Annotated in this window: 21 protein-coding genes; 12 read left to right on the top strand and 9 right to left on the bottom strand. The window is 68.7% G+C overall.

Features of this window, described 5'->3' with window-relative positions; all coding sequences use genetic code 11:
* The first annotated feature begins 176 nt into the window (after positions 1-176).
* Positions 177-2,210, top strand: a complete 2,034-nt coding sequence (locus OHB24_RS02160; RefSeq protein WP_327637217.1) for a DUF4185 domain-containing protein — start codon at positions 177-179, stop codon at positions 2,208-2,210.
* A 209-nt stretch (positions 2,211-2,419) separates the two neighbouring features.
* Here the strand turns inward: OHB24_RS02160 and OHB24_RS02155 are convergent, their stop codons facing one another.
* Positions 2,420-3,085 (bottom strand): maleylpyruvate isomerase family mycothiol-dependent enzyme, encoded by a 666-nt coding sequence (locus tag OHB24_RS02155; RefSeq protein ID WP_327637216.1) that lies wholly within the window; start codon positions 3,083-3,085, stop codon positions 2,420-2,422.
* Between the two features lie 53 nt (positions 3,086-3,138).
* On the opposite strand from OHB24_RS02155, the gene OHB24_RS02150 reads away from it, so the two are divergent.
* The 7 genes from OHB24_RS02150 to OHB24_RS02120 all read left to right on the top strand — a co-directional run bounded on the left by OHB24_RS02150 (position 3,139) and on the right by OHB24_RS02120 (position 8,704).
* Positions 3,139-3,732 (top strand): CGNR zinc finger domain-containing protein, encoded by a 594-nt coding sequence (locus tag OHB24_RS02150; protein ID WP_327637215.1) that lies wholly within the window; start codon positions 3,139-3,141, stop codon positions 3,730-3,732.
* 10 nt (positions 3,733-3,742) lie between these two features.
* On the top strand, positions 3,743-4,429 hold the full coding sequence (locus OHB24_RS02145) for a VOC family protein (protein ID WP_327637214.1): 687 nt from the start codon (positions 3,743-3,745) through the stop codon (positions 4,427-4,429).
* A 115-nt stretch (positions 4,430-4,544) separates the two neighbouring features.
* Entirely contained in the window at positions 4,545-5,612 is a 1,068-nt protein-coding gene (gene dapE / locus OHB24_RS02140) for a succinyl-diaminopimelate desuccinylase (RefSeq protein WP_327637213.1), read from the top strand.
* A 100-nt stretch (positions 5,613-5,712) separates the two neighbouring features.
* Positions 5,713-6,507 (top strand): TIGR00730 family Rossman fold protein, encoded by a 795-nt coding sequence (locus OHB24_RS02135; RefSeq protein ID WP_442913981.1) that lies wholly within the window; start codon positions 5,713-5,715, stop codon positions 6,505-6,507.
* Between the two features lie 54 nt (positions 6,508-6,561).
* Entirely contained in the window at positions 6,562-7,674 is a 1,113-nt protein-coding gene (locus OHB24_RS02130; protein WP_327641002.1) for a DivIVA domain-containing protein, read from the top strand.
* Positions 7,674-8,147, top strand: coding sequence for an SRPBCC family protein (locus OHB24_RS02125; protein ID WP_327637211.1), 474 nt, complete (start codon positions 7,674-7,676; stop codon positions 8,145-8,147). The genes OHB24_RS02130 and OHB24_RS02125 overlap by 1 nt, the downstream gene beginning before the upstream one ends.
* The gene (locus OHB24_RS02120) at positions 8,144-8,704 is read left to right on the top strand and encodes a DNA-3-methyladenine glycosylase I (RefSeq protein WP_327637210.1); all 561 of its coding nucleotides are present in this window, start codon (positions 8,144-8,146) and stop codon (positions 8,702-8,704) included. Before OHB24_RS02125 ends, OHB24_RS02120 begins: the two co-directional genes overlap by 4 nt.
* Positions 8,705-8,895: 191 nt before the next feature.
* Here the strand turns inward: OHB24_RS02120 and OHB24_RS02115 are convergent, their stop codons facing one another.
* From OHB24_RS02115 to OHB24_RS02105, 3 genes are read right to left on the bottom strand one after another with little or no spacing between them, the layout of a single operon-like run.
* Positions 8,896-11,013 (bottom strand): alpha/beta hydrolase-fold protein, encoded by a 2,118-nt coding sequence (locus OHB24_RS02115; protein WP_327637209.1) that lies wholly within the window; start codon positions 11,011-11,013, stop codon positions 8,896-8,898.
* Positions 11,014-11,060: 47 nt separating this feature from the next.
* Positions 11,061-11,864: an enoyl-CoA hydratase/isomerase family protein gene (locus OHB24_RS02110; protein WP_327637208.1), complete on the bottom strand. Its 804-nt coding sequence runs from the start codon at positions 11,862-11,864 to the stop codon at positions 11,061-11,063.
* A 32-nt stretch (positions 11,865-11,896) separates the two neighbouring features.
* Positions 11,897-12,715 (bottom strand): PaaX family transcriptional regulator, encoded by an 819-nt coding sequence (locus tag OHB24_RS02105; RefSeq protein WP_327637207.1) that lies wholly within the window; start codon positions 12,713-12,715, stop codon positions 11,897-11,899.
* A 166-nt stretch (positions 12,716-12,881) separates the two neighbouring features.
* Between OHB24_RS02105 and OHB24_RS02100 the strand changes: the two genes are divergently transcribed.
* From OHB24_RS02100 to OHB24_RS02090, 3 genes are all read left to right on the top strand, one after another.
* Positions 12,882-13,049 carry a DUF3117 domain-containing protein gene (locus tag OHB24_RS02100; protein ID WP_012923066.1) on the top strand — a complete coding sequence of 56 codons (168 nt, stop codon included), beginning with the start codon at positions 12,882-12,884 and terminating at the stop codon, positions 13,047-13,049.
* Between the two features lie 295 nt (positions 13,050-13,344).
* Positions 13,345-14,865: a leucyl aminopeptidase family protein gene (locus tag OHB24_RS02095; RefSeq protein WP_327637206.1), complete on the top strand. Its 1,521-nt coding sequence runs from the start codon at positions 13,345-13,347 to the stop codon at positions 14,863-14,865.
* A gap of 154 nt (positions 14,866-15,019) precedes the next feature.
* Positions 15,020-15,976, top strand: a complete 957-nt coding sequence (locus OHB24_RS02090) for a type IV toxin-antitoxin system AbiEi family antitoxin domain-containing protein (RefSeq protein ID WP_327637205.1) — start codon at positions 15,020-15,022, stop codon at positions 15,974-15,976.
* Between the two features lie 126 nt (positions 15,977-16,102).
* Here the strand turns inward: OHB24_RS02090 and OHB24_RS02085 are convergent, their stop codons facing one another.
* Positions 16,103-17,080: an alpha/beta hydrolase gene (locus tag OHB24_RS02085; RefSeq protein ID WP_327637204.1), complete on the bottom strand. Its 978-nt coding sequence runs from the start codon at positions 17,078-17,080 to the stop codon at positions 16,103-16,105.
* Positions 17,081-17,159: 79 nt separating this feature from the next.
* On the opposite strand from OHB24_RS02085, the gene OHB24_RS02080 reads away from it, so the two are divergent.
* On the top strand, positions 17,160-17,711 hold the full coding sequence (locus OHB24_RS02080; protein WP_327637203.1) for a TetR/AcrR family transcriptional regulator: 552 nt from the start codon (positions 17,160-17,162) through the stop codon (positions 17,709-17,711).
* Positions 17,712-17,764: 53 nt separating this feature from the next.
* Here the strand turns inward: OHB24_RS02080 and OHB24_RS02075 are convergent, their stop codons facing one another.
* From OHB24_RS02075 to OHB24_RS02060, 4 genes are all read right to left on the bottom strand, one after another.
* A complete protein-coding gene (locus OHB24_RS02075; protein ID WP_327637202.1) occupies positions 17,765-18,619 on the bottom strand; it encodes an oxidoreductase in 855 nt (284 codons plus the stop codon).
* Positions 18,620-18,719: 100 nt separating this feature from the next.
* A complete protein-coding gene (locus OHB24_RS02070; RefSeq protein ID WP_327637201.1) occupies positions 18,720-19,958 on the bottom strand; it encodes a hypothetical protein in 1,239 nt (412 codons plus the stop codon).
* A 70-nt stretch (positions 19,959-20,028) separates the two neighbouring features.
* The gene (gene glgA / locus OHB24_RS02065) at positions 20,029-21,186 is read right to left on the bottom strand and encodes a glycogen synthase (RefSeq protein ID WP_327637200.1); all 1,158 of its coding nucleotides are present in this window, start codon (positions 21,184-21,186) and stop codon (positions 20,029-20,031) included.
* Between the two features lie 19 nt (positions 21,187-21,205).
* Entirely contained in the window at positions 21,206-21,751 is a 546-nt protein-coding gene (locus tag OHB24_RS02060; RefSeq protein ID WP_327637199.1) for a GNAT family N-acetyltransferase, read from the bottom strand.
* Positions 21,752-21,769 lie beyond the last annotated feature (18 nt).

Below are 21,769 nucleotides of genomic sequence, written 5' to 3'. Positions count from 1 at the left end.
GGTCGGGTGGTGTCAACGGCTGCGTCCAGGTCGAAACCCTTGCGTACAGGCGGGAATTGCCTGAGTCGCTCACATCGCCCTCCCGGTGCCCTTGACCGTCCTGGTCGCCACTCGTACATTTGCGAGAAATCGATTGCCCCGGAAGCGGACCACTGGGCTCAAGTGAAGGAACTGCTATGAAGCGTGGGGCCTTGCTCGCTCTTCTGCCGCTGGTCTTCGGAGCGGCGACACTCCTGACCCAGTCCTCGAACCCGCAGGAGGCCGCCACTGTGAACGCGATCGGCACCGCCCAGGTGGAGTCGAAGGGTACGCCCAGCAAGAGTGACGGCGACCTGTGGCCGTCGTGTTGGGCCGGCAACGACAGGCTGTACGCCGCGAACGGCGACGGCAAGGGGTTCAGCGTCGACGGCGACTTCGCCGACATCGCGGTCAGCGAGATCACCGGTACGCCGGGAAACTTGTCCGGGGCAACGATCTCTCGCGCGGACCAGGTCGGGTCCGTCTGGAGCGGCGCCGGGTACAACCGGAAGCCGACCGGGATGGTGTGCGTCGGCGACACGATGTACCTCGCCGTACAGGACCTCGCGCTGGACTTCAACGACGTACCGGCCGCGACGATCCTGAAGTCGACCGACCACGGCCGGACCTGGACGTGGGACAAGTCGAAGCCGATGTTCAAGGACCACGTGTTCACGACGATCTGGTTCGCGGACTTCGGCAAGGGCGGCGCCGCGGCCCCCGACGGCTATGTGTACGCCTACGGGCTGGACGGGAACTGGCGGGACTCATTCGACGACACGGTCGCCGATCCGCAGTCGGTGTTCTTGGCGCGGGTGCCCAAGCGTGATGTGCAGAACCGGGGCGCGTGGAAGTTCTACACCGGGTCCGGGTGGTCGTCGAAGATCGCCGACCGCAAGCCGGTGCTCGACGACCAGCGGCGGTTGTACGAGCAGACGTACGGGACGAACGCGTCCAACTTGAGCGTGATCAGTCAGGGCGGCGTGACGTATCTGGCCCAGCAGAAGCGGTACGTGTACACGTCGTGGACGGAGTACACCTTCGAGTTCTACGAGTCGCCGACGCCGTGGGGGCCGTGGAAACACTTTATGAGCAAGGACTTCGGCGGGTATCCGTGGTCGACCTCGAAGTACGGCGGGTACGGCGTGACGATCCCGTCGAAGTTCGTGCAGCCGGACGGGAAGACGATGTACCTGCAGGCGAACGTGTGCCCGTGCGGTGGCGGCGGCATCGGTACGTCGGTCTACAACTTCAATCTGCGCAAGCTGGTACTCACTCCTTCGTCGAACGCGCCTGCCGACAACCTGCCGGGCGCTGACAACCTCGCCGCGCCTGCCAGTGGTGCGGTTGCGATCTCTAAGTCGACAAAGTCGGGCAGCCTCGCGTTGCTGAACGACGGCTCTCGCACCGGGAGCGAATCCGACTTCGACGACGAGGTGAAGGGTGCGTCGTGGTGGGGGTACGAGTGGCCCGCGCGGCACAAGGTGAACAACGTCGAGTTCACGTCCGGGGCCGTGTCGGCGGAGGGCGGGTACTTCACCGGACGGCCGCGGGTCCAGGTACGCCAGGGCGGGCAGTGGGTCGAGGTCGGGTCGCAGACCGTGTCGCCGACGTACCCGGGCGATGCGTCGGCCGGCGCGAACACGACGTACACGATCACGTTCCCGGTGCAGGAGACCGACGGGGTCCGGGTGATCGGGCTGCCCGGCGGGACGCGTTCGTACTCGACTGTTTCTGAGGTTGCTGTTCGCTACGTGTCGCAGCTCGCCGACGGCGGATTCGAGAGCACCGGCTCCGGCAAGCCGGCGTGGCTCTTCGAAGGTACGGCGGCCAACGGCGTCGACCGCGGCCTCGGCTTCGCACACTCCGGCGCGAACAACGGGTGGATCCGCTGCACGTGTACGGGCTGGAGCGCGCTGTACCAGAACGTTCCTGTTGTCCCCGGTACGACGTACACGTTCGGTTCCTGGGTCAACGCATCGGCGAACCTCCCAGCTGACCAGGGGCGCTTCGGCGTCCGCGCCGGAACAACCGACCTCGCAAACACCACCTTCGGCGCCGGCACCGGCTACGTACACCACGAGGTCACGGTGAAAGTCCCACCCAACATCCACGAACTCACCGTCTACGCCGGCTTCAACGCCCCCAACACCGACACCTGGATCCAACTAGACGACTTCACCGTCACCTGACCCCGCCTTTCCGGAAAGAATTCGTCACCCACCGAAGAATTCTTTCCGGAAACCGTCACCTGGCGTGTAGCGGCAGGTGGCAGCTGATTTCTATCGAGCTGGTGCGGACCTCAGGCACTCACCAACCGGCGTGATGTGGGCGGTTGCACGCTCGGCGCCGTCTCCTGGACTGTCCGCGGTCGGGGTTGGTGAGTGCTGCAGATCCGCTGCTACGGCCAGGGGAGGAGGTCTGGTGCGGGGCCTGTGAGTGGGCCTGGGGTTGGGCGGCCGGCGTACCAGGCGGTTAGGTCGGTGAAGGTTCCTTCGAGGGTGATGTCTTCGCCGGTGCCGTTGTCCCAGGTGAGGGTGGGGGACTTGAGGATCAGGTGGGTGTTGTCGGGCGTGCGGGCTCGGAGGAAGTCGAGTAGGTGGAGGCAGAAGTCGTCGGACCAGGTGGCGGCGGTGATGCCGAGGTCGAGGTCTGTGGTGTGGATGGTGAGTTCGCGCCAGGTGGCCTGCAGGCCTGCGGAGAGGTTGCTGTTGCGGTGCAGGATCGGGAGCGGCCAGTCGGTCGGGCCGACCTTGTCCCAGGAGGCGAGCAACGTGGTGACGGCCTGCGTCAGGTGGGACCGGAGCTCGGCGGCGGGGCGGTCGGCGCCGGCCTCGATCTGGGCGTCCCGCGCCGGGCGCCCACCGTCGTACACCTCGACGAGGCGACCCTGCAGCGCCTCGTCGACCTGACGCGTCATGGCCTCGGAGAAGTTCGCGATGTGCGTGATCACGTGCCCACGCGACCACCCAGGCAGCCCGGAGCCCGCGCGCGCGGTGGCGTCGTCGAGGTCTGCCGTCACGGCGAGCAGTCGGTCGGCAATCGCGCGTACGTCGTTCAGGGCCACAGCAGCTCCTTCATTCACATGCCATCAATCGAATGTCCCATTAGTATCACCAGATGACCACGCTCGCCTTCGCTTTAGCTGCCACGATCAAGCACGACGGGCACGGCGGTATCGCGGATCTGCTCTCCACCCCGGAGGAGGCAGCCGCCTGGCTGACCGAGCACGAGCAGCTGGTCGCGCACGTGTTGGGGAGGTTTGTGCGCCCGAATCGGGAAGAAATCCTCCCCAACCTCCAGGAGGACCTGGTGCAGATCCGCCGGGCGGTGCGGGCGTTGTTTGCTCGGGCGGTTGCTCCTGGGGAACCCAGCAAGGCGGATGCCGGGCGGTTGATGACGGTCGAGGATGCGCTACGGCTGGTGAATGGGGCAGCGGACAGATTGGGTACGACGCACCTCGAGTGGGTGGATGAGCCGAGCGTGCGATGGGCGTACCGGACCGAGGATCCGGTCGCGTTGCTCGTCGGGGCGGTCGGGCGGTCGGCGATCGACTTCCTGGCGAGTCCGGACCGCGCACGGCTGCGGGCCTGCCCGGCGGCGCGGTGTGTGAAGTACTTCCTGCAGGACGACCCGCGGCAGACGTGGTGCTCGCCGGCCTGCGGGAATCGCGAGCGGGTCAACCGCCACTACCGGAAGCGGACCTCCGGATAATCTGTGCGGTATGAGCGTCGCGCGGTTCAAGGACCTGTGTGTGGACGTGGCGAGCCCGAGTGGGATGGCTGCCTTCTGGGGACGGACGATCGGGCTGACCCCGCCGGCCGACAACCCGAACGTGCTGGTCGGTGACGTCCCGGAGAAGACCATCTGGATGTGCACGGTCCCGGAGCCGAAGACGGTGAAGAACCGCGTGCACCTCGACGTGATCACCGGCGAGATCGCGGATCTCGAACGCTCCGGAGCGAAGGTCCTGTCGCCGGAGACCGAGGCGCAGCAGTGGACGGTGATGGCGGACCCGGAGGGCGGTGAGTTCTGCGGGTTCGTCCGCGAGACGGTCCCGGCGTACCGGCTGATGGAACTCATCGTCGACTCGGCCGACCCGGAGGCGCAGGCTCGGTGGTGGGCGGGCGTGGTCGGCGGCGACTTCTCGAGCCGTCCCGGTCGGCCGTACTACTGGCTCGAGAACGTCCCCGGGCTGCCGTTCAGGTACTGGGTCTTCAACCCGGTCCCGGAGCCGAAGACGGTGAAGAACCGCGTGCATTGGGATCTCACCGCACCCGCCCTGCAGCCCGTGCTCGACGCGGGTGCGACACTGCTGCGGCCCAAGGACGACGAGATCGGCTGGCACATCTGCGCCGACCCTGAGGGCAACGAGTTCTGTGTGTTTCTTCCGCCGGAGGAGTCTGAATGACTCTACTGATGTCACGCCTCCGGCGCGGCGGGTCATGGGGCTGTAACTCCCAGCCTTCCCTCGTCGTTCCGGTCGCTTCGCTCCCTCCACTCCTCAGTCCAGGCCGGGAGGCCCCATGACCAAGCTGGACCTGACCGTATCCGGGCCGGATCTGACCGAGGCGCTGGTGAACGTCTCCTCGGTCAGCGGGACGGAGGAGGAACTCGCGGACAAGGTCGAGGCGGCGCTCTCGGCGTACCCGCATCTGAAGGTCTTCCGGCACGGCAACACCGTCGTCGCCCGCACCGACCTCGGCCGCGCCGAGCGGGTCGTCCTCGCCGGTCACCTCGACACCGTGCCGCTCAACGACAACCTCCCGGCCCGCCGCGAGGACGGCCTGATCCACGGCCTTGGGGCGTGCGACATGAAGGGCGGCGTCGCGGTCGGGCTCCGGCTCGCCGCGACCCTCGACGAGCCGAACCGGGACATCACGTACGTGTTCTACGACTGCGAGGAGATCGAGGCCGAGCGGAACGGTCTGTTCAAGCTGACCCGCTCCAACCCCGAGCTGCTCGAGGGCGTGTTCGCGGTCGTGATGGAGCCGTCGAACGCGGTCGTCGAGGCCGGCTGCCAGGGCACGATGCGGATCGAGGTCACCACCCGCGGCGAGCGGGCGCACTCGGCCCGCTCGTGGATGGGCAGCAACGCGATCCACAGCGCGGGCGGGGTGCTCGCGCGACTGGCGGCGTACGAGCCGCGGCGGGTGCCGATCGACGGGCTCGAGTACCGCGAGGGGCTCAACGCGGTCGCGATCACGGGCGGTGTCGCCGGCAACGTCGTACCGGATCTGTGCACGGTGACGATCAACTACCGCTTCGCGCCGAACCGGTCCGAGGCGGAGGCCGAGGCGCACCTGCGTGAGGTCTTCGAGGGGTACGACGTGACCGTGACGGACTCCGCGCCGGGTGGACTCCCGGGGCTCGAGCGGCCGGCCGCGGCGGCGTTCCTGCAGGTGGTGGGCGGGGAGCCGCAGCCGAAGTTCGGGTGGACGGACGTGGCGCGGTTCACACTGCTCGGCGTACCGGCGGTGAACTACGGGCCGGGGGACCCGCTGTACGCGCACAAGCAGGACGAGTTCGTGCCCGAGGCCGACATCGAGCTGTGTGAACAGCGGCTGAGGAGTTGGTTGACAGACCGCGCCTGAACGCGCCCGGTTACCGGTCAGGCAATAACCTGGACGCATGTCAGAACCATCGATCAACCCCGACCGTGTGGTCGGCCACCAGCAGCGCGGGCCGATCGTGATGCGGCGTAACCAGGTGCAGCAGTCCACGTCCGAGCAGCGGCTGCTGGACAGCCGCGGGCCGTCGGACTGGGTGCACACCGACCCCTGGCGGGTGCTGCGGATCCAGTCGGAGTTCATCGAGGGCTTCGGGATGCTGGCCGAACTCGGCGCCGCGATCAGCGTGTTCGGGTCGGCGCGGACCAAGGTGGACGACCCGATGTACGCCGCCGCGGAGGAGTTCGGGCGGAAGCTGGTCGAGGCCGGGTACGCCGTGATCACCGGCGGCGGACCGGGCGTGATGGAGGCCGCGAACAAGGGCGCGTCCGAGGCCGGCGGGGTGTCGGTCGGGCTCGGTATCGAGCTGCCCTTCGAGAACGGCATGAACGAGTGGGTCGACATCGGGATGAACTTCCGGTACTTCTTCACCCGGAAGACGATGTTCGTGAAGTACGCCCAGGGGTTCGTGGTGATGCCGGGCGGGTTCGGCACGCTGGACGAGATGTTCGAGGCGCTCACGCTGGCGCAGACCCGGAAGGTCACGTCGTTCCCGGTCGTCCTGTTCGGTACGTCGTACTGGGGCGGGCTGGTCGAGTGGCTCCGTACGACGATGCTCGAGGACGGGAAGATCTCGGCCGCCGACCTGGAGATGTTCGTCGTCACCGACGACGTCGACGAGGCGATCAGCTACATCGTCAAGGCGGGCGAACTGGCCGACGAGGCAGCTGAGGAAGCCGCCCAGGAAGCCGCACGCGACGTCGACGCGGCGAACGACCCGGCCCGACGGGCCCACCGCCTGGGCTCGGACGGGAGCTGAAATCCTGGGGACTTTCGCGGTTGACTCGCCCGGCATGGCACGATCGGTCCCGTGATGTGGTTCTTCGGGCTGATCGTGGTGCTGTTGATCGGGGCTGTCGCGGTAGTGGCCTCGGGTCGTTGGGGTGCCATGAGCACGGCGTACGACGACCGGCCCGACATGACCGTGCCGGCGCGGCAGGCGCTCACGTCGACCGATATCGAGTCGGCGCGGTTCGCGGTCGGGGTGCGCGGCTACCGGATGGACGAGGTCGACACGCTGCTGGAACGGGTCGCGAAGGAGGTCGCCGAACGCGACCGCCGGATCGCCGACCTCGAGCGTGCTGTCGCCCCGATCGTCGAGGCGCCGGACGGGCACGGGTTCAGCTCGCGTCCGTACGACCCGGCCGAGTTCGAGGACACCGGAACGCAGCCGCCGATTCTGGTCGGCGGTCCCGATCCCGTCGCCCGGACCGGCCCGGCGGACCAGTCCGCCGAGTCCGCGGAGTCTGCCGGATCCACTGAGTCTGCCGGTTCAGGTGCATCTTCGTCGGGGGTCGAGGAGGAGGACGACGAGCCGGAGACGACTGAGTTGCCGCGGGCGGTCCATGCGGCTGCCGAGGAGTACGAGCGCCTGCAGGCCGAGGCCCGCGCCGTACTGGAAGCCCAGTCCCAACCGGTAATCTCACGCCGTACGCCGGCTCCGCATCAGCAGCCTCCCGCTCAGCACAACCAACAGCAGCAGTCGGACCCGGCCCCCGCAGAACCTCCCGCCGAGCCACCCACCGCGCACTGGACGTCGCAGCCGCAACAGCCACTGCGACTCCAGCAGCCGCAGCAGCCGCAGCAGCCACCGCAGGCCTCCTCTCAGCCGCAGCACTGGACTTCACAGCCGCCTGAGCAGACGTCGGACGAGCCCGCAGCCGCACCGCACACGCAGGCCGAGCAGGCGCCGGACGAGCGCGCCACCGCGACACAGGAGCCGCACGCCCAGCAGCAGCCGCAGGGTGAGCAGCAGGTCCAGGAACAGCGGGCCCAAGAGCCGGAGCAGGCTCAGGGGCAGCAGCAGGTTTCGGGGGCGCCGCAGGGTGGGGTCAATGGGGCGGCGGGGGATGAAGGCGAGGAAGGGTGGCGGTTTTGGCCGCCGGCGGACCAGCAGGGTGAAGGGGCGTATCAGCGCCCCAGCTGATGGACGCGACCAAGAGCTGTCACGCGGAGGCGTCGGTCGAGTTGCGGCTGGCGCCCGAGGAAGCCTGGGACGTGGTGATGGACTGGGAGCGCCAGTCCCGCTGGATGCTGTTCACCCGCGTCTGGAGCACCGGGAACGACGGCGTCGGCATCGGCGGGGGAGTCGCGGCGCGGACTTCTGTCGGTGGCGTCGGGTTCACTGACGACATGGTCATCACTCACTGGGATCCACCGCGCGAGTGCACGGTGAAACACCTCGGCAAGATTGTCCGCGGCACCGGGACGTTCGCGATCGAGCCGAGAGGTGGCGTCGACCGCGGTACGTCGATCTCAGGCATCACGTTCACCTGGTCCGAGGACGTCGTACCGCCGCTCGGTCGCCTGGGTGCGTTCGCGTGGCCGGTGGTGCGCCCGGCGTTCGAAACGATGATGCGGATCTCGCTCCGCCGGCTGGTCAAGGAGGCAGGAGCATGACGGTCGTCGGACCGGACGGGCAGCCGCGCTGCGGATGGGCGACGTCCGCACCGGAGTACGTCGAGTATCACGACACCGAGTGGGGCAAGGAGATCCGCTCCGATGTCGCACTGTTCGAGCGGATGACCCTCGAGGGGTTCCAGTCGGGGCTGTCGTGGATCACGATCCTGCGCAAGCGCGAGAACTTCCGCGCCGCGTTCGCGCAGTTCGATCCGGCGACGATCGCGAAGTACGACGACGCGGATTTCGACCGGCTGATGGCCGATCCGGGGATCGTCCGCAACCGGTTGAAGGTCAACGCGACGATCTCCAACGCCCGCGCGCTGCTCGACCTGGCCGAAGGTGAGTTCACCGACTTGCTGTGGTCGTTCCGGCCCGCGAAGCACACGGCCCCGAAGACGCTGGCCGACGTACCGGCCACGACACCGGAGTCCGTGGCGATGTCGAAGGCCTTGAAGAAGAAGGGTTTCGTCTTCGTCGGACCCACCACGGCGTACGCGTTGATGCAGGCCACCGGCATCGTCAACGACCACTTGAAGACCTGTATAGCCCGGTAATCTGCGTGCACGTGCAGACGCCTTTTGCAGATGCAAAAGGAACTTTGGCGGAAACAAAAGACAAACGCCTGAACGAGTTGTGCTTCGGGCACTGAACGTGATGTGGTGTTCAGCGGGCTCCCCGACTGTCAGGTGGTTGTCCGGCCGTGACTCGCCCGGCCGGAACACGGTCGTGGAGCCCACCAAACGTTCTACGGCAGCCTGTTCGTGCCGTCCGTGGTGAAGGTTGTCCGGAACACATCCGTTCCGGACAAACCGGACAGTTGGGTGCCGGCGGAGGTCGTGGTGAGGTACAGATTCGCTTCGGCGTAAGCATCTGCCGCGTCGTCGTCGGCCGTACCGAACTGTCGCGTCCAGGTGCGCGCGTGGTCGGGCGAGTACTTCGTGAGTACGCCGTCGAACTTGCCCAGTGGTGTCTCCAACGATCCGTCCGTGAACCCGCCGACGTACACGGAACCGCTCGGATCTACTGCCACCGCGGCGCCCTTGTCGTTGCCGGTCGTGCCGAACTGATCCCGCCACGTCAGTACGCCGTCTGCGTCGGCGCGAGCGACCAGGATGTCCTTGTCGCCGATCAACGTGCGCGCGAAATCGCCCGCGGTGTAACCGGTCAGATAGACCCCACCCAAAGGATCCGGCGCAACGCCCCACACCTCGTCGGACGCAGCGGTGCCGAACTGCTTCGTCCACACCGGATCGCCGTTGGGCGAGTAGCGCGCGAGGAACCCGTCGATCCCGCCGGCCGACGTACCGAGTTCGCCGGCTGTCATGCCGGCCAGGTAGATCGCGCCGTCCGAGACCGCGACGGACATGCCCTTGTCCTCGCCCGTGCTGCCGGTCTGCCGCAACCACACCTGCTTCCCGTCCGCATCGAGCCGCGCAACAAACACGTCCTTGTCGCCCTGGTTCGCCCCGCCCAGAGCGCCCTTCGTGTAGCCGCCGACGTACACCGCGGTCCCGTCGACCGCCACCGAGTAGCTCCGATCCGCCACCCCCGGTACGCCGAACTGCGTCAGCCAGCGGCGATTCCCGTCAGCGTCGTACTGCGCCGCGAACGCATCGTCCGTGGCGTTCCCCGCATGTGTGCCGTCCAGATCGCCGTTGGTGTAGCCGGTCACCACGACCCGCCCGTCCGCGTCCACAGCAACGCCGTACGCGCGTTCCGTCCCAGGGGTCCCCAGCGAACGCGTCCACTCCCGCGACCCGTCGGCGCGGTACTTGATCAGCGCGACATCCGTGCCGCCGGCGTACGGCTGCCCGTCCAGTGCGCCCGCCGCTGCGATCGCCTGATAAACGTTGCCTGAGGCATCTGTTGCGATCCCGCCGGCGCGGTCGTCACCCGCCGTACCGGTCATCGCGGCCTGCATCGGCGTGGCCGGCGGCTTGCCGAGGTACTGGAAGATGTACTTCGCGCCTTCGGCGAACGTCGGGCCCCAGACGTCCCAGTCGTGCCCACCATCGACGACCCGGAACTCCGACGTCAGGGTCGGCACCCGCGCCGCCTGGTTGAACACCACATGCGTCTCGAAGTCGAGGTCGTGAGTGGCGTCGATCGGCTTCGGATTCTTGTACTCGTCGTCGCCGACCGCGAGGAAGAGGTGCGACTGCAGCCCGGTCGCTGCGAACGACTTCAGCGTGGTCGGCCAGTTCAGCTTCAGGTACGTCGACTCGACGAACGGGTCCTTACCTTTGCCGAAGGCACCGAAATCGCGGGTGCTCGAATCGCTCGGCGGCAGCGGGAAGTACACGGCCGGGCTGAGGGCGATCGCCGCGCCGAACACCTCCGGATGCGCGAGGGAGTAGCGGAGTGCGCCGGCGCCGCCCATCGAGTAGCCGGCGATCGCGCGGCCGGTGCGGTCCGCGATCGTGCGGTACGTCGCGTCGATCTGCGGCACGAGATCCTTGAAGAACGCGGTCTCGACGGGCCGTCCCGGATCGGAGCCTTGATAGGCCGAGTCGACGTACCAGCTGGCCCGGCTGCTCCACGGCGCGTCCGGCATGATCGCGATCGTCGGCGGGATCTCGCCGCTCCCGATCAACTCGTCCAGCCGGCTCTTGACCTGCGTCCAGGCGCTCATCGAGTCGCCGCGCCCGTGCAGCAGGTAGATGACCGGGTAGCGCCGGTCCGACGCGTCGTACCCAGCCGGCAGGTAGACGTTGTAGTCGATGTCCTCACCGAGCGTCGCCGACCGCACCGAGGCGGGCTTGATGACCCCCGGCTCGGCGGTCGGCGCGGCAGTGGACCCAGGTACGACGAGACTCCCGACCAGCGTGGCAGCGGTCAGGACAGGCAGCAGCAGTTTCCTCACACGTCAGGTTGTAATCGCTTACGTAAACGATTACAAGAGCCTGCGAGTCAGCGGCCGGTGAAGGTGGGTTTTTGTTTGGCTACGAAGGAGGCCACCGCGTTGTGGTGGTCTTCGGTGGAGCCGGTGAGTTGCATTTTGCCGGCCTCGAAGACCAGGGCCTCGGCGAGCGTGTGGCTCGCGGAGTAGCCGAGGGACTGGCGGACGGCGCCGTACGCGACCGTGGGGCCTGCCGCGAGTTTGGCGGCCAGCTCCGAGACCGCGGCCTCCAGGTCTGCGGCGGGGACGACCGAGGTGGCCAGGCCGAGGTCGAGGGATTCGGCGGCGGGGACGGTGCGCGGGAAGTAGAGCAGTTCGAGGGCCTTCGCGTGGCCGATCAGCCTGGGGAGCGTCCAGGAGATGCCGGTGTCGCACGACAGCGCGATGCCGGTGAAGGCGAGGTTGAAGCCCGCGGTGTCGGCGACGACCCGGAAGTCGCACGCGAACGCCATCGACGCGCCGGCCCCGGCCGCCACGCCGTTGACCGCCGCGATCACCGGCTTCGGCATCTCGGCCAGCGCCAGTGCGATCGGCGCGAAGTGGTCCGGCACCGTGCTCCACAGCGCGGCCTGGTCGTTCGCCTGCAGCAGCCCGATGTGCTCCTTCAGGTCCTGCCCGACACAGAACGCCCGGCCGGTTCCGGTCAGGACAACGACCCGCACGGCCGGGTCCTCGGCGGCGGCCAGGACCGTGTCGCGGAGCAGCACCTTGGTCGGCGTGTCGAGTGCGTTCATCGCGTCCGGCCGGTTCAGCGTGATAGTCGCGACACCCGCACCTACGGCGTACGTGACTGCATTGTGGGCGGGATCACTCATCGTGGTCAGCTCCTTGACTGTCAGTGAAATTTTCAGTGCGATGTCAGGCAGTCGTCGACGAAACGCCCGGCCGCGGGGCCCAATCGTTCCGCATGGAAATCGAAGAAAGCGGCCGCCTTCGTCCCCGCCCAGTCAGTCGGCAGCAACTCGTCCGGAAGCCCCGGATCCAGGAACAGGAACTTGCGCCACTCGTGCACCAGCTCCGACCGTACGGCGAACGCCTGCTCGTCGCCCGTCTCCGCTCCGGCGGCGTCCACGAGGGCCTTCGCCTCGATCAGCCAGGCGTCGTACGACGCGCCGAGCTCGTCGAGTTTCCAGACCCGCCGGGCGAACTCGACCGCGCCGTCGTCGACCGGGGCGCGGAACCGGTCCGCGGCGATCCCCTCCACGCCGAGGATCTGGTCCACCTCGGCGTCGTTGCGCAGCCCGACCCAGGCGCCGTCGGACAGCGGAGCCCAACCCAGAAAGGAGAGTTGGCTCGCCAGCTGCTCGCGGCGCCGGGCGTTCGGGACCTCGCGGAGAATGCCCAGGTGCCAGTGCCGGTCCCAGTCGCCCGGCCCCTCGGAACCGGTCGCGACCGGCGTGCCGTCCGGCGCGGTCCGGTAGATGCGTACGGCGGCGTCGTCGAGGCGGCGACGCGCCCGGGACGTCAGCGCGTACCCGGGCTGGCCGTCGATCCGGGCAGGCTCCAGCCAGCCCTGCCGGACCATCCGGGAGACGGCGGTCCGGACCGCCGGCGGGTGGACCCCGAGCGGTGCGAGCAGTCGGACGAGAGCCGCGACCGGAGCCTGCGCACCTCGCGCGCGCAGGTGGTCGCCGTACAGGTCGAAGAGGGCTGAACGGGCGTGCACAAGACTCGAGTCTGCCGTATGGTGCACGGCTCTGGCCCGGGATCGGGAATAATGGGGTTCGATACACACTGCGATACGCGCCGACGGCGCATCACCGCAACGGCGCCGGCTACGGTCCCCCGCGCGGTGTCGTCGCTCAACACCGACACTGGGAAGGGGTGCGCGCATGGCGGCGATGAAGCCGCGGACGGGCGATGGTCCGCTCGAGGTCACCAAGGAGGGCCGCGGGATCGTGATGCGGGTTCCGCTCGAGGGCGGCGGTCGGCTCGTCGTCGAGCTCAACGCCGACGAAGCGACCGAGCTCGGCAACGCACTGAAGGCCGTCGTCGGCTGATCACATCCTCCAGGGGGTCTGGTCGCCCCCTGCCTATCACTCCGACCCCGGTGGGTGCCTCTTTGCGGCACCGGCCGGGGTCGTTACGGTTTCGGTGTGCGGGGCCACCGCCCCGCACTCCATCTCCGGCGCCCAGGCAGGCACCTCGCCGCGTTGGAGAAGCAGCCACGATGAAACCCCGCATCGAGGCTGCTTCTCCGCCTTGCGATCCACCTACCTGGACACCGGAGCTGAAGCACGGAACGCTGACCCCGCACACAAGCTTCTATCTGATCAAACAGTGAGGTTCGACCCAGTGGCTCGCCGCAGCAGTTCGTCTCCTTTTCCCAGTCTTCCGGTCGTCGCGTGGCAGCCGGGTCTGCCGGTGCACGGGTCGTCGACGTGGGTTGTCGTCGTCGGTGACGAGGACGGTCTGCCGGCCGCCGCGAAGGAAGCCGGAGAGCGGCTCGGCGTCGACCTCGACCGGCTGCTCGAGGTGCAGCGCGCGACCGGGTTCGCCCCGTCCGCCGGTGCGACCGCGGCGTACCCGCTGCTGACCGGTGACGTGACCGAGATCCTGCTGGTCGGGGCCGGTGGCGGGAGCGCCAAGGAGCTGCGACACGCCGGTGCGGCGATCGCGCGGTTCGGTCGCGGCAAGGACGAGCTCACCACTGTCGTTGCCGAGGGCATCGATGACGCGGCGCTGCAGGCACTCGCCGAGGGCGTCGTGCTCGGCTCGTTCTCGTACACGCAGAAGACGGTCGACGCGGGCAAGCCTGCCGTCGGCACCGTCACGCTGACCGACGGATCGGCGGACACGCGGCAGCCGGTGATCGACCGTGGTGTCGTGATCGGGCGCACCGGCTGGCTGGCGAGGCAGCTCGCGATCACCCCGTCGAACGAGAAGGACCCGTCCTGGCTGGCCGCCCGCGCGACCGAGGTGGCCGCCGCGACCGGTCTCGAGGTGACGGTCTGGGACGAGAAGAAGCTCGCCGCCGACGGCTTCGGCGGCATCCTCGCGGTCGGCCAGGGCTCGACCCGCCCGCCGCGGCTCATCCGCCTCGACTATGTGCCCAAGGGCGCGACCAAGAAGACGCCGTACGTCGTGCTCGTCGGCAAGGGGATCACCTACGACACCGGCGGCCTGTCGCTGAAGCCGCGCGAGGGCATGGTGTCGATGAAGCGCGACATGACCGGCGGCGGCTCCGTGATCGCGACGCTGTCGGCGCTGCGCGACCTCGGTGCGAACGTTCGCGTGACCGGCCTGATCTGCGCCGCGGAGAACATGCCGTCCGGTACGGCGTACCGCCCGGACGACGTGATCCGGCACTTCGGCGGCCGCACCACCGAGGTGAAGAACACCGACGCCGAGGGCCGTCTGGTGCTCGCCGACGGGCTCGCGTACGCCGTGCAGGAGCTGAAGCCCGACGTACTCGTCGACATCGCCACGCTGACCGGCGCGATCAAGGTGTCGCTCGGCGCGATGCTGTACGGCGGGATGTTCGCGACCGACGACGCGCTGGCGGACAACCTCGCGGACGCCGGCCGGGTGTCCGGCGAGGAACTGTGGCGGATGCCGCTGCCGGCCGAGTACGAGGACCTGATCTCGACGCCGATCGCCGACTCGGTGAACAGCTCGAAGGGCCCGGGCTCGATCACCGCGGCCCTGTTCCTGAAGGCCTTCGCGGGCGACCTCCCGTGGGCCCACCTCGACCTGTCGTCGATCGCCGAGTCCCCGGCCGACCGCTACGAGTACTCCGCCGGCGCAACCGGCGCCGGCGCCCGCCTCCTCAGCACCTGGCTATCCTCCGACACCCCGACGTCCGGCATCGGCTGACCCGCCTCTGGTGGGTTGGCGTCCGAGATGCAGGGTTTGCGCCCCGGATCTCGGACGCAAACCCAGCATCTGATGGGTGCACCCACGAGAGGGTTATCCACAGAGTGGCGTGATGGGGCAGCGGGGGAGTGGGCCGGGGACTGATGCTGGTGGGGTGAATCCTCGACTGAAGACGATCGCGGCCGGGCAGGGCGGTGTGGTCAGCAGAGCGCAGGCGATGAGCGCCGGTTACACCCGGGAGCAGATCAGTCGACGGTTGGGCGACGGGCGGTGGGAGCGGGTTCGGTATGGGCAGTACGCCGAGCGCCCGGACATGCGCGACCTGCCGGCCTGGGAACGCGAGCTCCTCCGTCACCGGCGCCTGGTCCACGCCGCAGTGAACTCCATGTGCCCGGGATCCGCGGTCGTGAGTCACCACTCCGCACTGGTCATGCACGGCGTACCGGTCTGGCAGGCCAATCTGTCCGAGGTCCAGCTGACGCGTACAGCCGGCATGCGGAGCGGGCCGAAGACCGGTGTGCGTCACCACCGGTCGAGGCTCGGCGCCTCGGACGTGACGGTCGTCGCCGGACTCGCCGTGACCGCGTTGACCCGGGCCGTGGTCGAGGTGGCCGGTTCGTCGTCGTTCGAGGCGGCGGTTGTCAGTGCCGATGCGGCGTTCCGGCGATCGGAGGTGAGTGCGGACGACCTGCTCCGGCTGCGCGAGGTCACGCACAACTGGCCGGGCGGCCCCGGGATTCGCGCGGTGCTCGACTTCGCCGATCCTCAGGCCGAGTCCGTCGGCGAGACCCGGCTGCGGGTCCTCATGCACAACGAGGGTCTGCCGGTTTCGGTGCTGCAGGCAGAGTTCGCGGATGCCGACGGCTTCGTCGGACGGGTGGACTTCTATTTCCCCGAGCACAACACCGTCGTCGAGTTCGACGGCCTGGCGAAGTACGGGGAGGGGACACGTGAGGCGCTGATCCGCGAGAAGCTGCGGGAGGACCGGCTCCGGGCCCTGGGGCTGGAGATCGTCCGGATCACCTGGGCAGACCTCGAGCATCCAGCCCGTACGGCGATGCGCGTCCGGCAGGCGTTCGCCCGCGCCCGCCGTACCCCACTAGCCGGCTGACGCCGACGCCGGCCGCCGAACCGTTCGTGCTCTCGCGGTCCCCCGCCTTTGGTGGGTTGGCGTCCGAGATGCAGGGTTGGCGGTCGGGATCTCGGACGTAAACCCTGCATCTGGTGGGTGGACCCACTAGCGGAACTGGGTGCAGAGGAAGTCGATGATTCGGTTGCGGGCTGGTTTGGCTTGGGGGACGAGGCCGGGGAGGCTGATGAAGGCGTGGCCGGCCTTGGAGTACTCGCTGACTTGGACGGTGGTGCCTGCGGCTCGGAGTTCGTCGGCGTACACGCGGCCGTGGTCTGCGACCGGGTCGAGGGCCGGGATCACCACGAGCGTTGGAGGCAGCCCGCTCAGGTCGGCGTACCGGGGTGAGAGCGGGCGCGGATCGGTTCCTTCCGGTACGGCGAGATGCCGGAAGAACTCGATTCCGGCTCGGGTGAGCGTCGGGGTGTCGGCGTACTGGGTCGCGGACTCGTAGTCGAGTGCCGTCGAGGTCACGTCGACGCACGGGTTGATGAGCACCTGGGCCCGCAGCGAGAGGCCCGTGTCGCGCGCTCGCAGCGCGGAGAGGGCCGCCACCATCGAGCCTGCGCTCTCGCCGGCGACGGCCACCCGGGACGGATCGATTCCCCAATCGGCGGCGTGCTGGAAGACGTACCGTAGGACGTCCCAACCGTCGTCGACGATCGCCGCGAGTGGGGTCTCGTGGTTCATGAGCCGATGCTCGACGGACACGACCACCGCCGACGCCCGAGCGGCGATGTGGCTGTTGATCCAGTCGCATTGCACCGCGGTCCCGGTGTAGCCGCCGCCGTGCACGTGAAGTACGAGCGGAAGCTTGCGCGCTCCTGCGTGCCTCGGGCGATGCACCCGGACGCGGATCGTGCGGTCCGCGAGCGGGATCTGTTGCCAGTCGATCGTGACGTCTGGGTGCGGGCGGCCGGTGATGAGGCGGGCGAGGCGGGAGTTGACGATGCGGCTCTGGGTCTCGCCGAACTTCACGAGGTCCGCAGGCGACATCGTCAGGTAGTCGGGTTCCTTACGCAGGGAGTACACCAGCCGGATGCCGAGCGGAGGCTGGTGCGTGGTGGTGGCGGCGGTCTTGAGCATCGGGCATCGTCCTGACGTTGCTGGTTTCGCTACGACTAGTATCGATACCGACGGTAGCATAACTCGCTATGCTGTGCCGATGGCTTCCACGACGCGACCGCCCGGCCGGCCCCGTTCCAGCGTCGACGCGGAGGTGTTCGCGGCGACGCTGCGGACGGTGCACGAGCTCGGGTACACCCGGGCCACGGTCGACCGGATCGCCGCGGCGGCCGGGATCGCGAAGACCACGATCTACCGGCGCTGGCCGTCCAAAGGTGCGCTCGTCACCGCCTGCCTGGTGGACGCCTTCGGCCCGCTGCCACTGGTCGGCCACGCCCTCGAGGAGGATATGGCCGCCGCGGTCCGCTTCGGCGCGCGGCGGATCGCGGAGCCTGGGGTCGCGGCGGCGTTCGCCGGGGTGTTCACCGACGCGATCGGTGATCCTGGTCTGCGCGAGATCCTGTCCACGCAGCTCCAGGACCCGTACCGGCAGGTGCTCACCGAGTCGCTCGGTCTGTCCGAGCAGCGCGTCCTGTTCTTCATCGACGTCGTCATCGGCACGCTGCTGCACCGGATGGGCATGACCGGCGAACCCATGGTCGAGGCCGACGTCGACGCCCTCATCCAGATGCTCCAGCGCGAACTCCACTAGCTTTCCGGAACATTTGTGGCGCCAGGCGGAAGAAATGTTCCGGAAAGGGGGCGTCAGGCGCCGATCGCGTCGAGTTCGGTGACGGCGTCGGCGGGGAGGACGAGGTCGCGGGCGGCGACGTTCTCGCGCAGATGGGCGACTGACGACGTACCGGGGATGACGACGCTGGTCGCGGACCGCTGAAGGAGCCACGCGAGGGCGACCTGCTGCGGGGTGGCGTCCAGACGGGCCGCGACCTTCGCCAGCGTCTCGGACTGCAGCGGGGTGAATCCGCCGAGCGGGAAGAACGACGCGAACGCGATGTTGTGCTCTGCGGCGTACTCGACCACGTCGTCGTCATCGCGGTTCACCAGGTTGTACAGGTTCTGGATGGTCACGATCGGCGCGATCGCCTGCGCCTCACGGATCTGCGGGATCGTCACGCTGCTCAGGCCGAGGTGCTTGATGAGGCCCTGCTGCTGGAGCTCGACCAGCGTGGTGAACGACTCCGCGATCGACTCCTCGCTGTGGCCTTCGTGCGCCATGCTGCGGAGGTTGACCACGTCGAGGACGTCGAGGCCGAGGTGCTCGAGGTTGTCGTGGACCTGGGCGCGCAGCGCGTCCGGTGCGAGGTCCGGGATCCAGCTGGCGTCGTCGCCGCGCCGGGCGCCGACCTTGGTGACCAGGACCAGGTCCTCCGGGTACGGGTGCAGCGCCTCCTTGATGATTTCGTTGACCACGGTCGGCCCGTAGAAGTCGCTGGTGTCGATGTGGGTGACGCCGAGTGCGACGGCCTCCCGCAGTACGGCGATCGCCTGGTCGCGGTCCTTGGGCGGGCCGAAGACGCCTGGGCCGGCGAGTTGCATCGCGCCGTACCCCATCCGGGTGATGGTCAGGTCCTCGGCGAGGGTGATGGTTGATTTCGTCATGTCTCCACTGTTCGTCGGCGCGCGCGGAACAGGGAGTGCCTCGCTGTTCCTGGGACTGACAGGACACAGGCTGCGTCGAGCGAGGTGTCCGAGCGGAGCGTCAGGCCCAGCGGGCGTAGGCCCGAATGATTTCCGGGTACGCCGCGAACGCCGTACCGAAATGGTCGACGGCGCCCATCGAATGCACCGTCACGTCCGCGCCGCGCTTGTGCAGGGAGGCCGCGCACGAGTCGGCGTTGGAGGCGACCACGTCGGTGTCCTTCGTCCCGTTGTAGAGGTGGACCGGCACGCGCGGCGTCCAGTCTCGGCAGATCTGATCGGCTGCCTGGAGGGCCCGGAGGAATCGTCCGCTCGGATGCTCGAGCTTCGCGGCGAACTCCGGCGTGAACAGCTTCTCCGGCGAGTCCGGTAGCCCGGCCACGATCTCCTCGAAGGTGTGCGAGCCGTCGAACAGGCCCTCGATGGTCGACGCGTACGGCGCTTGGAACGCCTCGCGCGGGTCGTCGTACAGGCCGACGGTCCGGTTCCACGCGGTCACGAAGTACCCGAGGTAGAAGGTCGCGGTCTGCGGGAGGACGCGCCCGTCGAACACTGCCGGGAGCTCCTCGCCGACCAGGTCGTACGGCCCCGCGACGGCCCGGATCTCGCCGAGCCGGAACGGCCCGACCTCGCCGCGGCTGAGCGCGCGTCCGAGCGCCAGCGATGCACGCCCGCCCTGCGAGAACCCGGTCACCAGCACGTCCCGCTTCAGCGCGACTCCGTGCTTGGCGGCGAGGGTCCGTGCCGCGAGCAGCAGATCGGCCGACGCCGAGGTCTCGGTCTTCGTGTCGATGTAGGGATGCCGGCCCGGCCCGAGTCCCAGGCCGAGGTAGTCCGGTGCCACGCCGACCAGCCCCTGACCTGCGAACAGTGCGGGGATCAGCCGATCCGTCGACGTGTCGTCGACCGATGCGGCCCACGCCTTGGTCGCGTTCGTCCCGTGCAGGTACTCCGCGACGGTCAGCGCGCCCCGGCGCCCGTCCGGCAGCACGACGATCCCGCTCGCCGTCGTCGGCCGCCCGTGTGTGTCGACCGTCCGGTAGATCAAGCGGTACGCCGTGACGCCGTACGCCGCCCGTGGTGTGCCCGGGAAGTCGACGGCTGCCGCGTCCAGTTGAGCCGCCGTCAGCTGCGCGATCGGCGTGGCCGAGACCAGCGCGCCACGCGGCGCATGCACGCTGGAGACGGCGGCCTCGGAGAGTGTCGGCTGGTGGACCGCGCCGAACGCGGACAACGGGAACGTGAGTAGGGCAGCGGTCGCGAGGGTGGCGGCGACGGTTTTGGTCAGGCGAGAAGTCATACCTCAACCCAACCGCCGCCGACGCGCGCGCAGAATGGTGCGATGCCCCGAACCCAGGGTGGAGTTTTCCCTACCCAAGCAGGCTGTTGTACAGCTCGACGGTGCGCTGCGCGACAGCATCCCAGCCGAACTCGGACACCGCGCGTTCCCGCCCGGCCTTACCCATCGCGTCAGCTCGAGAAGGATCGTCGACCAGTGCGTTGATCCCGTCCGCGAGACCGCGTTCGAAGGTGTCCGGGTCGTTCTCGTCGTACGGGACCAGGATGCCGGTCACGCCGTCGTCGACGACCTCCGGAATGCCGCCGACCGCGCTCGCCACGACCGCGGTCTCACACGCCATCGCCTCCAGGTTGACGATGCCGAGCGGCTCGTAGATCGACGGGCAGCAGAACGCCAGCGCGTGCGTCAGCACCTGCCGGACCTCCTCCCGCGGCAGCATCTCGGAGACCACGAACACGCCGTCGCGGGCCAGCTTCAGGTCGTCGATCAGCGCGTCGGTCTCCGCCTTCAGCTCGACCGTGTCGGCCGCGCCGGCCAGCAGCACGAGCTGCACCGACGGGTTCAGACGCAGCCCCGCGCGGAGCAGGTGCGGCACGCCCTTCTGCCGGGTGATCCGGCCGACGAACGTCACGTACGGACGGTTCAGGTCGACGCCGAGCCGCTCGAGCACGTGCGTCGACGGATCCGGCCGGTAGAAGTCCGCGTCGATCCCGTTCGAGATCACGTGCACCTTGGCCGGGTCGATCGACGGATAGCACTCCAGTACGTCGGTCCGCATTCCGCGGCTCACCGCGACGACCGCATCGGCCGCCTCGTACGAGGTCCGCTCGGCCCAGCTGGACAGCCGGTACCCGCCACCGAGTTGCTCGGCCTTCCACGGGCGCCGCGGCTCCAGCGAGTGCGCGGTCACCACATGCGGTACGTCGTACAGCAGCTTGGCCCAGTGCCCCGCCATGTTCGCGTACCAGGTGTGGGAGTGCACCAGGTCCGCCTCGCCGACCGCCGCGGTCATGGTCAGGTCGGTGGACAGGATGCGCAGCGCCGCGTTCGCGGTCGGGATCCGCGGGTCGTCCTCGGAATGCGCGGTCGCACCTTTCCGGGGCTCGCCCATGCAATGGACGTCGACGTCGATCAGCCGGCGCAGTTCGCGGACCAGGAAGTCCACGTGCACCCCGGCCCCGCCGTACACGTCCGGAGGAAACTCACGCGTCAGGATGGCGACCTTCATACCGCCCGACGATAGGTCATCAAACGACGTGTGTCGGCACCCAGAAGCGCAGCTTTCCGTGTCGTTCGTCTTCCAGTTCGCCACCAGCTGACTCGATCACCTTGCGCGATCCGGCATTGTCCAGGTCGCAGGTGACCAGGGCCGGCTCGATGCCGAGAGCGCCGGCGATCGGGAGGGACTGGGTGAGCATCTGGGTCGCGTACCCGTGCCGACGGGCCGACGGGCGGACGCAGTACCCGATGTGCCCGCCGACCTCGGTGAGCGCCGGGGTCAGGTCGTGGCGGATCGAGAGCCGGCCGAGGAACTCGACGCCGTCCACGAACCACAGCACGGTCTGGTGCACGAGGCCGGCCGCCAGTTCGGTCTCCTCCTCGGCCTCCGTCCTGATCGCGTCGACCAGCCGGGCGAACTCGGCGGGGTCCGCCGCCTGGGCGCGGGTCCACTCCTCCTCGGCGCCGGCGATCGACCGCGCACCCATCCACCGTTCATGATCCGGACCGAGCTCGTCCCAGGCCGCGAGAAACGATCGGTGAACGGCAGTGGTCGGTACGACGAGGATCGGCACCCTTCCAGTGTTGCGACG

Origin of the sequence: Kribbella sp. NBC_00482, assembly GCF_036013725.1 — a bacterium.
GTDB lineage: Bacteria > Actinomycetota > Actinomycetes > Propionibacteriales > Kribbellaceae > Kribbella.
This window is presented reverse-complemented; position numbering and strand designations above follow the sequence as displayed.

Coding starts and splice junctions, on each gene's coding strand:
- OHB24_RS02160 (WP_327637217.1), top strand. CDS start 177: ATGAAGCGTGGGGCCTTGCTCGCTCTTCTGCCGCTGGTCTTCGGAGCG.
- OHB24_RS02150 (WP_327637215.1), top strand. CDS start 3,139: ATGACCACGCTCGCCTTCGCTTTAGCTGCCACGATCAAGCACGACGGG.
- OHB24_RS02145 (WP_327637214.1), top strand. CDS start 3,743: ATGAGCGTCGCGCGGTTCAAGGACCTGTGTGTGGACGTGGCGAGCCCG.
- dapE (WP_327637213.1), top strand. CDS start 4,545: ATGACCAAGCTGGACCTGACCGTATCCGGGCCGGATCTGACCGAGGCG.
- OHB24_RS02135 (WP_442913981.1), top strand. CDS start 5,713: ATGCGGCGTAACCAGGTGCAGCAGTCCACGTCCGAGCAGCGGCTGCTG.
- OHB24_RS02130 (WP_327641002.1), top strand. CDS start 6,562: ATGTGGTTCTTCGGGCTGATCGTGGTGCTGTTGATCGGGGCTGTCGCG.
- OHB24_RS02125 (WP_327637211.1), top strand. CDS start 7,674: ATGGACGCGACCAAGAGCTGTCACGCGGAGGCGTCGGTCGAGTTGCGG.
- OHB24_RS02120 (WP_327637210.1), top strand. CDS start 8,144: ATGACGGTCGTCGGACCGGACGGGCAGCCGCGCTGCGGATGGGCGACG.
- OHB24_RS02110 (WP_327637208.1), bottom strand. CDS start 11,864: ATGAGTGATCCCGCCCACAATGCAGTCACGTACGCCGTAGGTGCGGGT.
- OHB24_RS02100 (WP_012923066.1), top strand. CDS start 12,882: ATGGCGGCGATGAAGCCGCGGACGGGCGATGGTCCGCTCGAGGTCACC.
- OHB24_RS02085 (WP_327637204.1), bottom strand. CDS start 17,080: ATGCTCAAGACCGCCGCCACCACCACGCACCAGCCTCCGCTCGGCATC.
- OHB24_RS02080 (WP_327637203.1), top strand. CDS start 17,160: ATGGCTTCCACGACGCGACCGCCCGGCCGGCCCCGTTCCAGCGTCGAC.
- OHB24_RS02075 (WP_327637202.1), bottom strand. CDS start 18,619: ATGACGAAATCAACCATCACCCTCGCCGAGGACCTGACCATCACCCGG.
- OHB24_RS02070 (WP_327637201.1), bottom strand. CDS start 19,958: ATGACTTCTCGCCTGACCAAAACCGTCGCCGCCACCCTCGCGACCGCT.
- glgA (WP_327637200.1), bottom strand. CDS start 21,186: ATGAAGGTCGCCATCCTGACGCGTGAGTTTCCTCCGGACGTGTACGGC.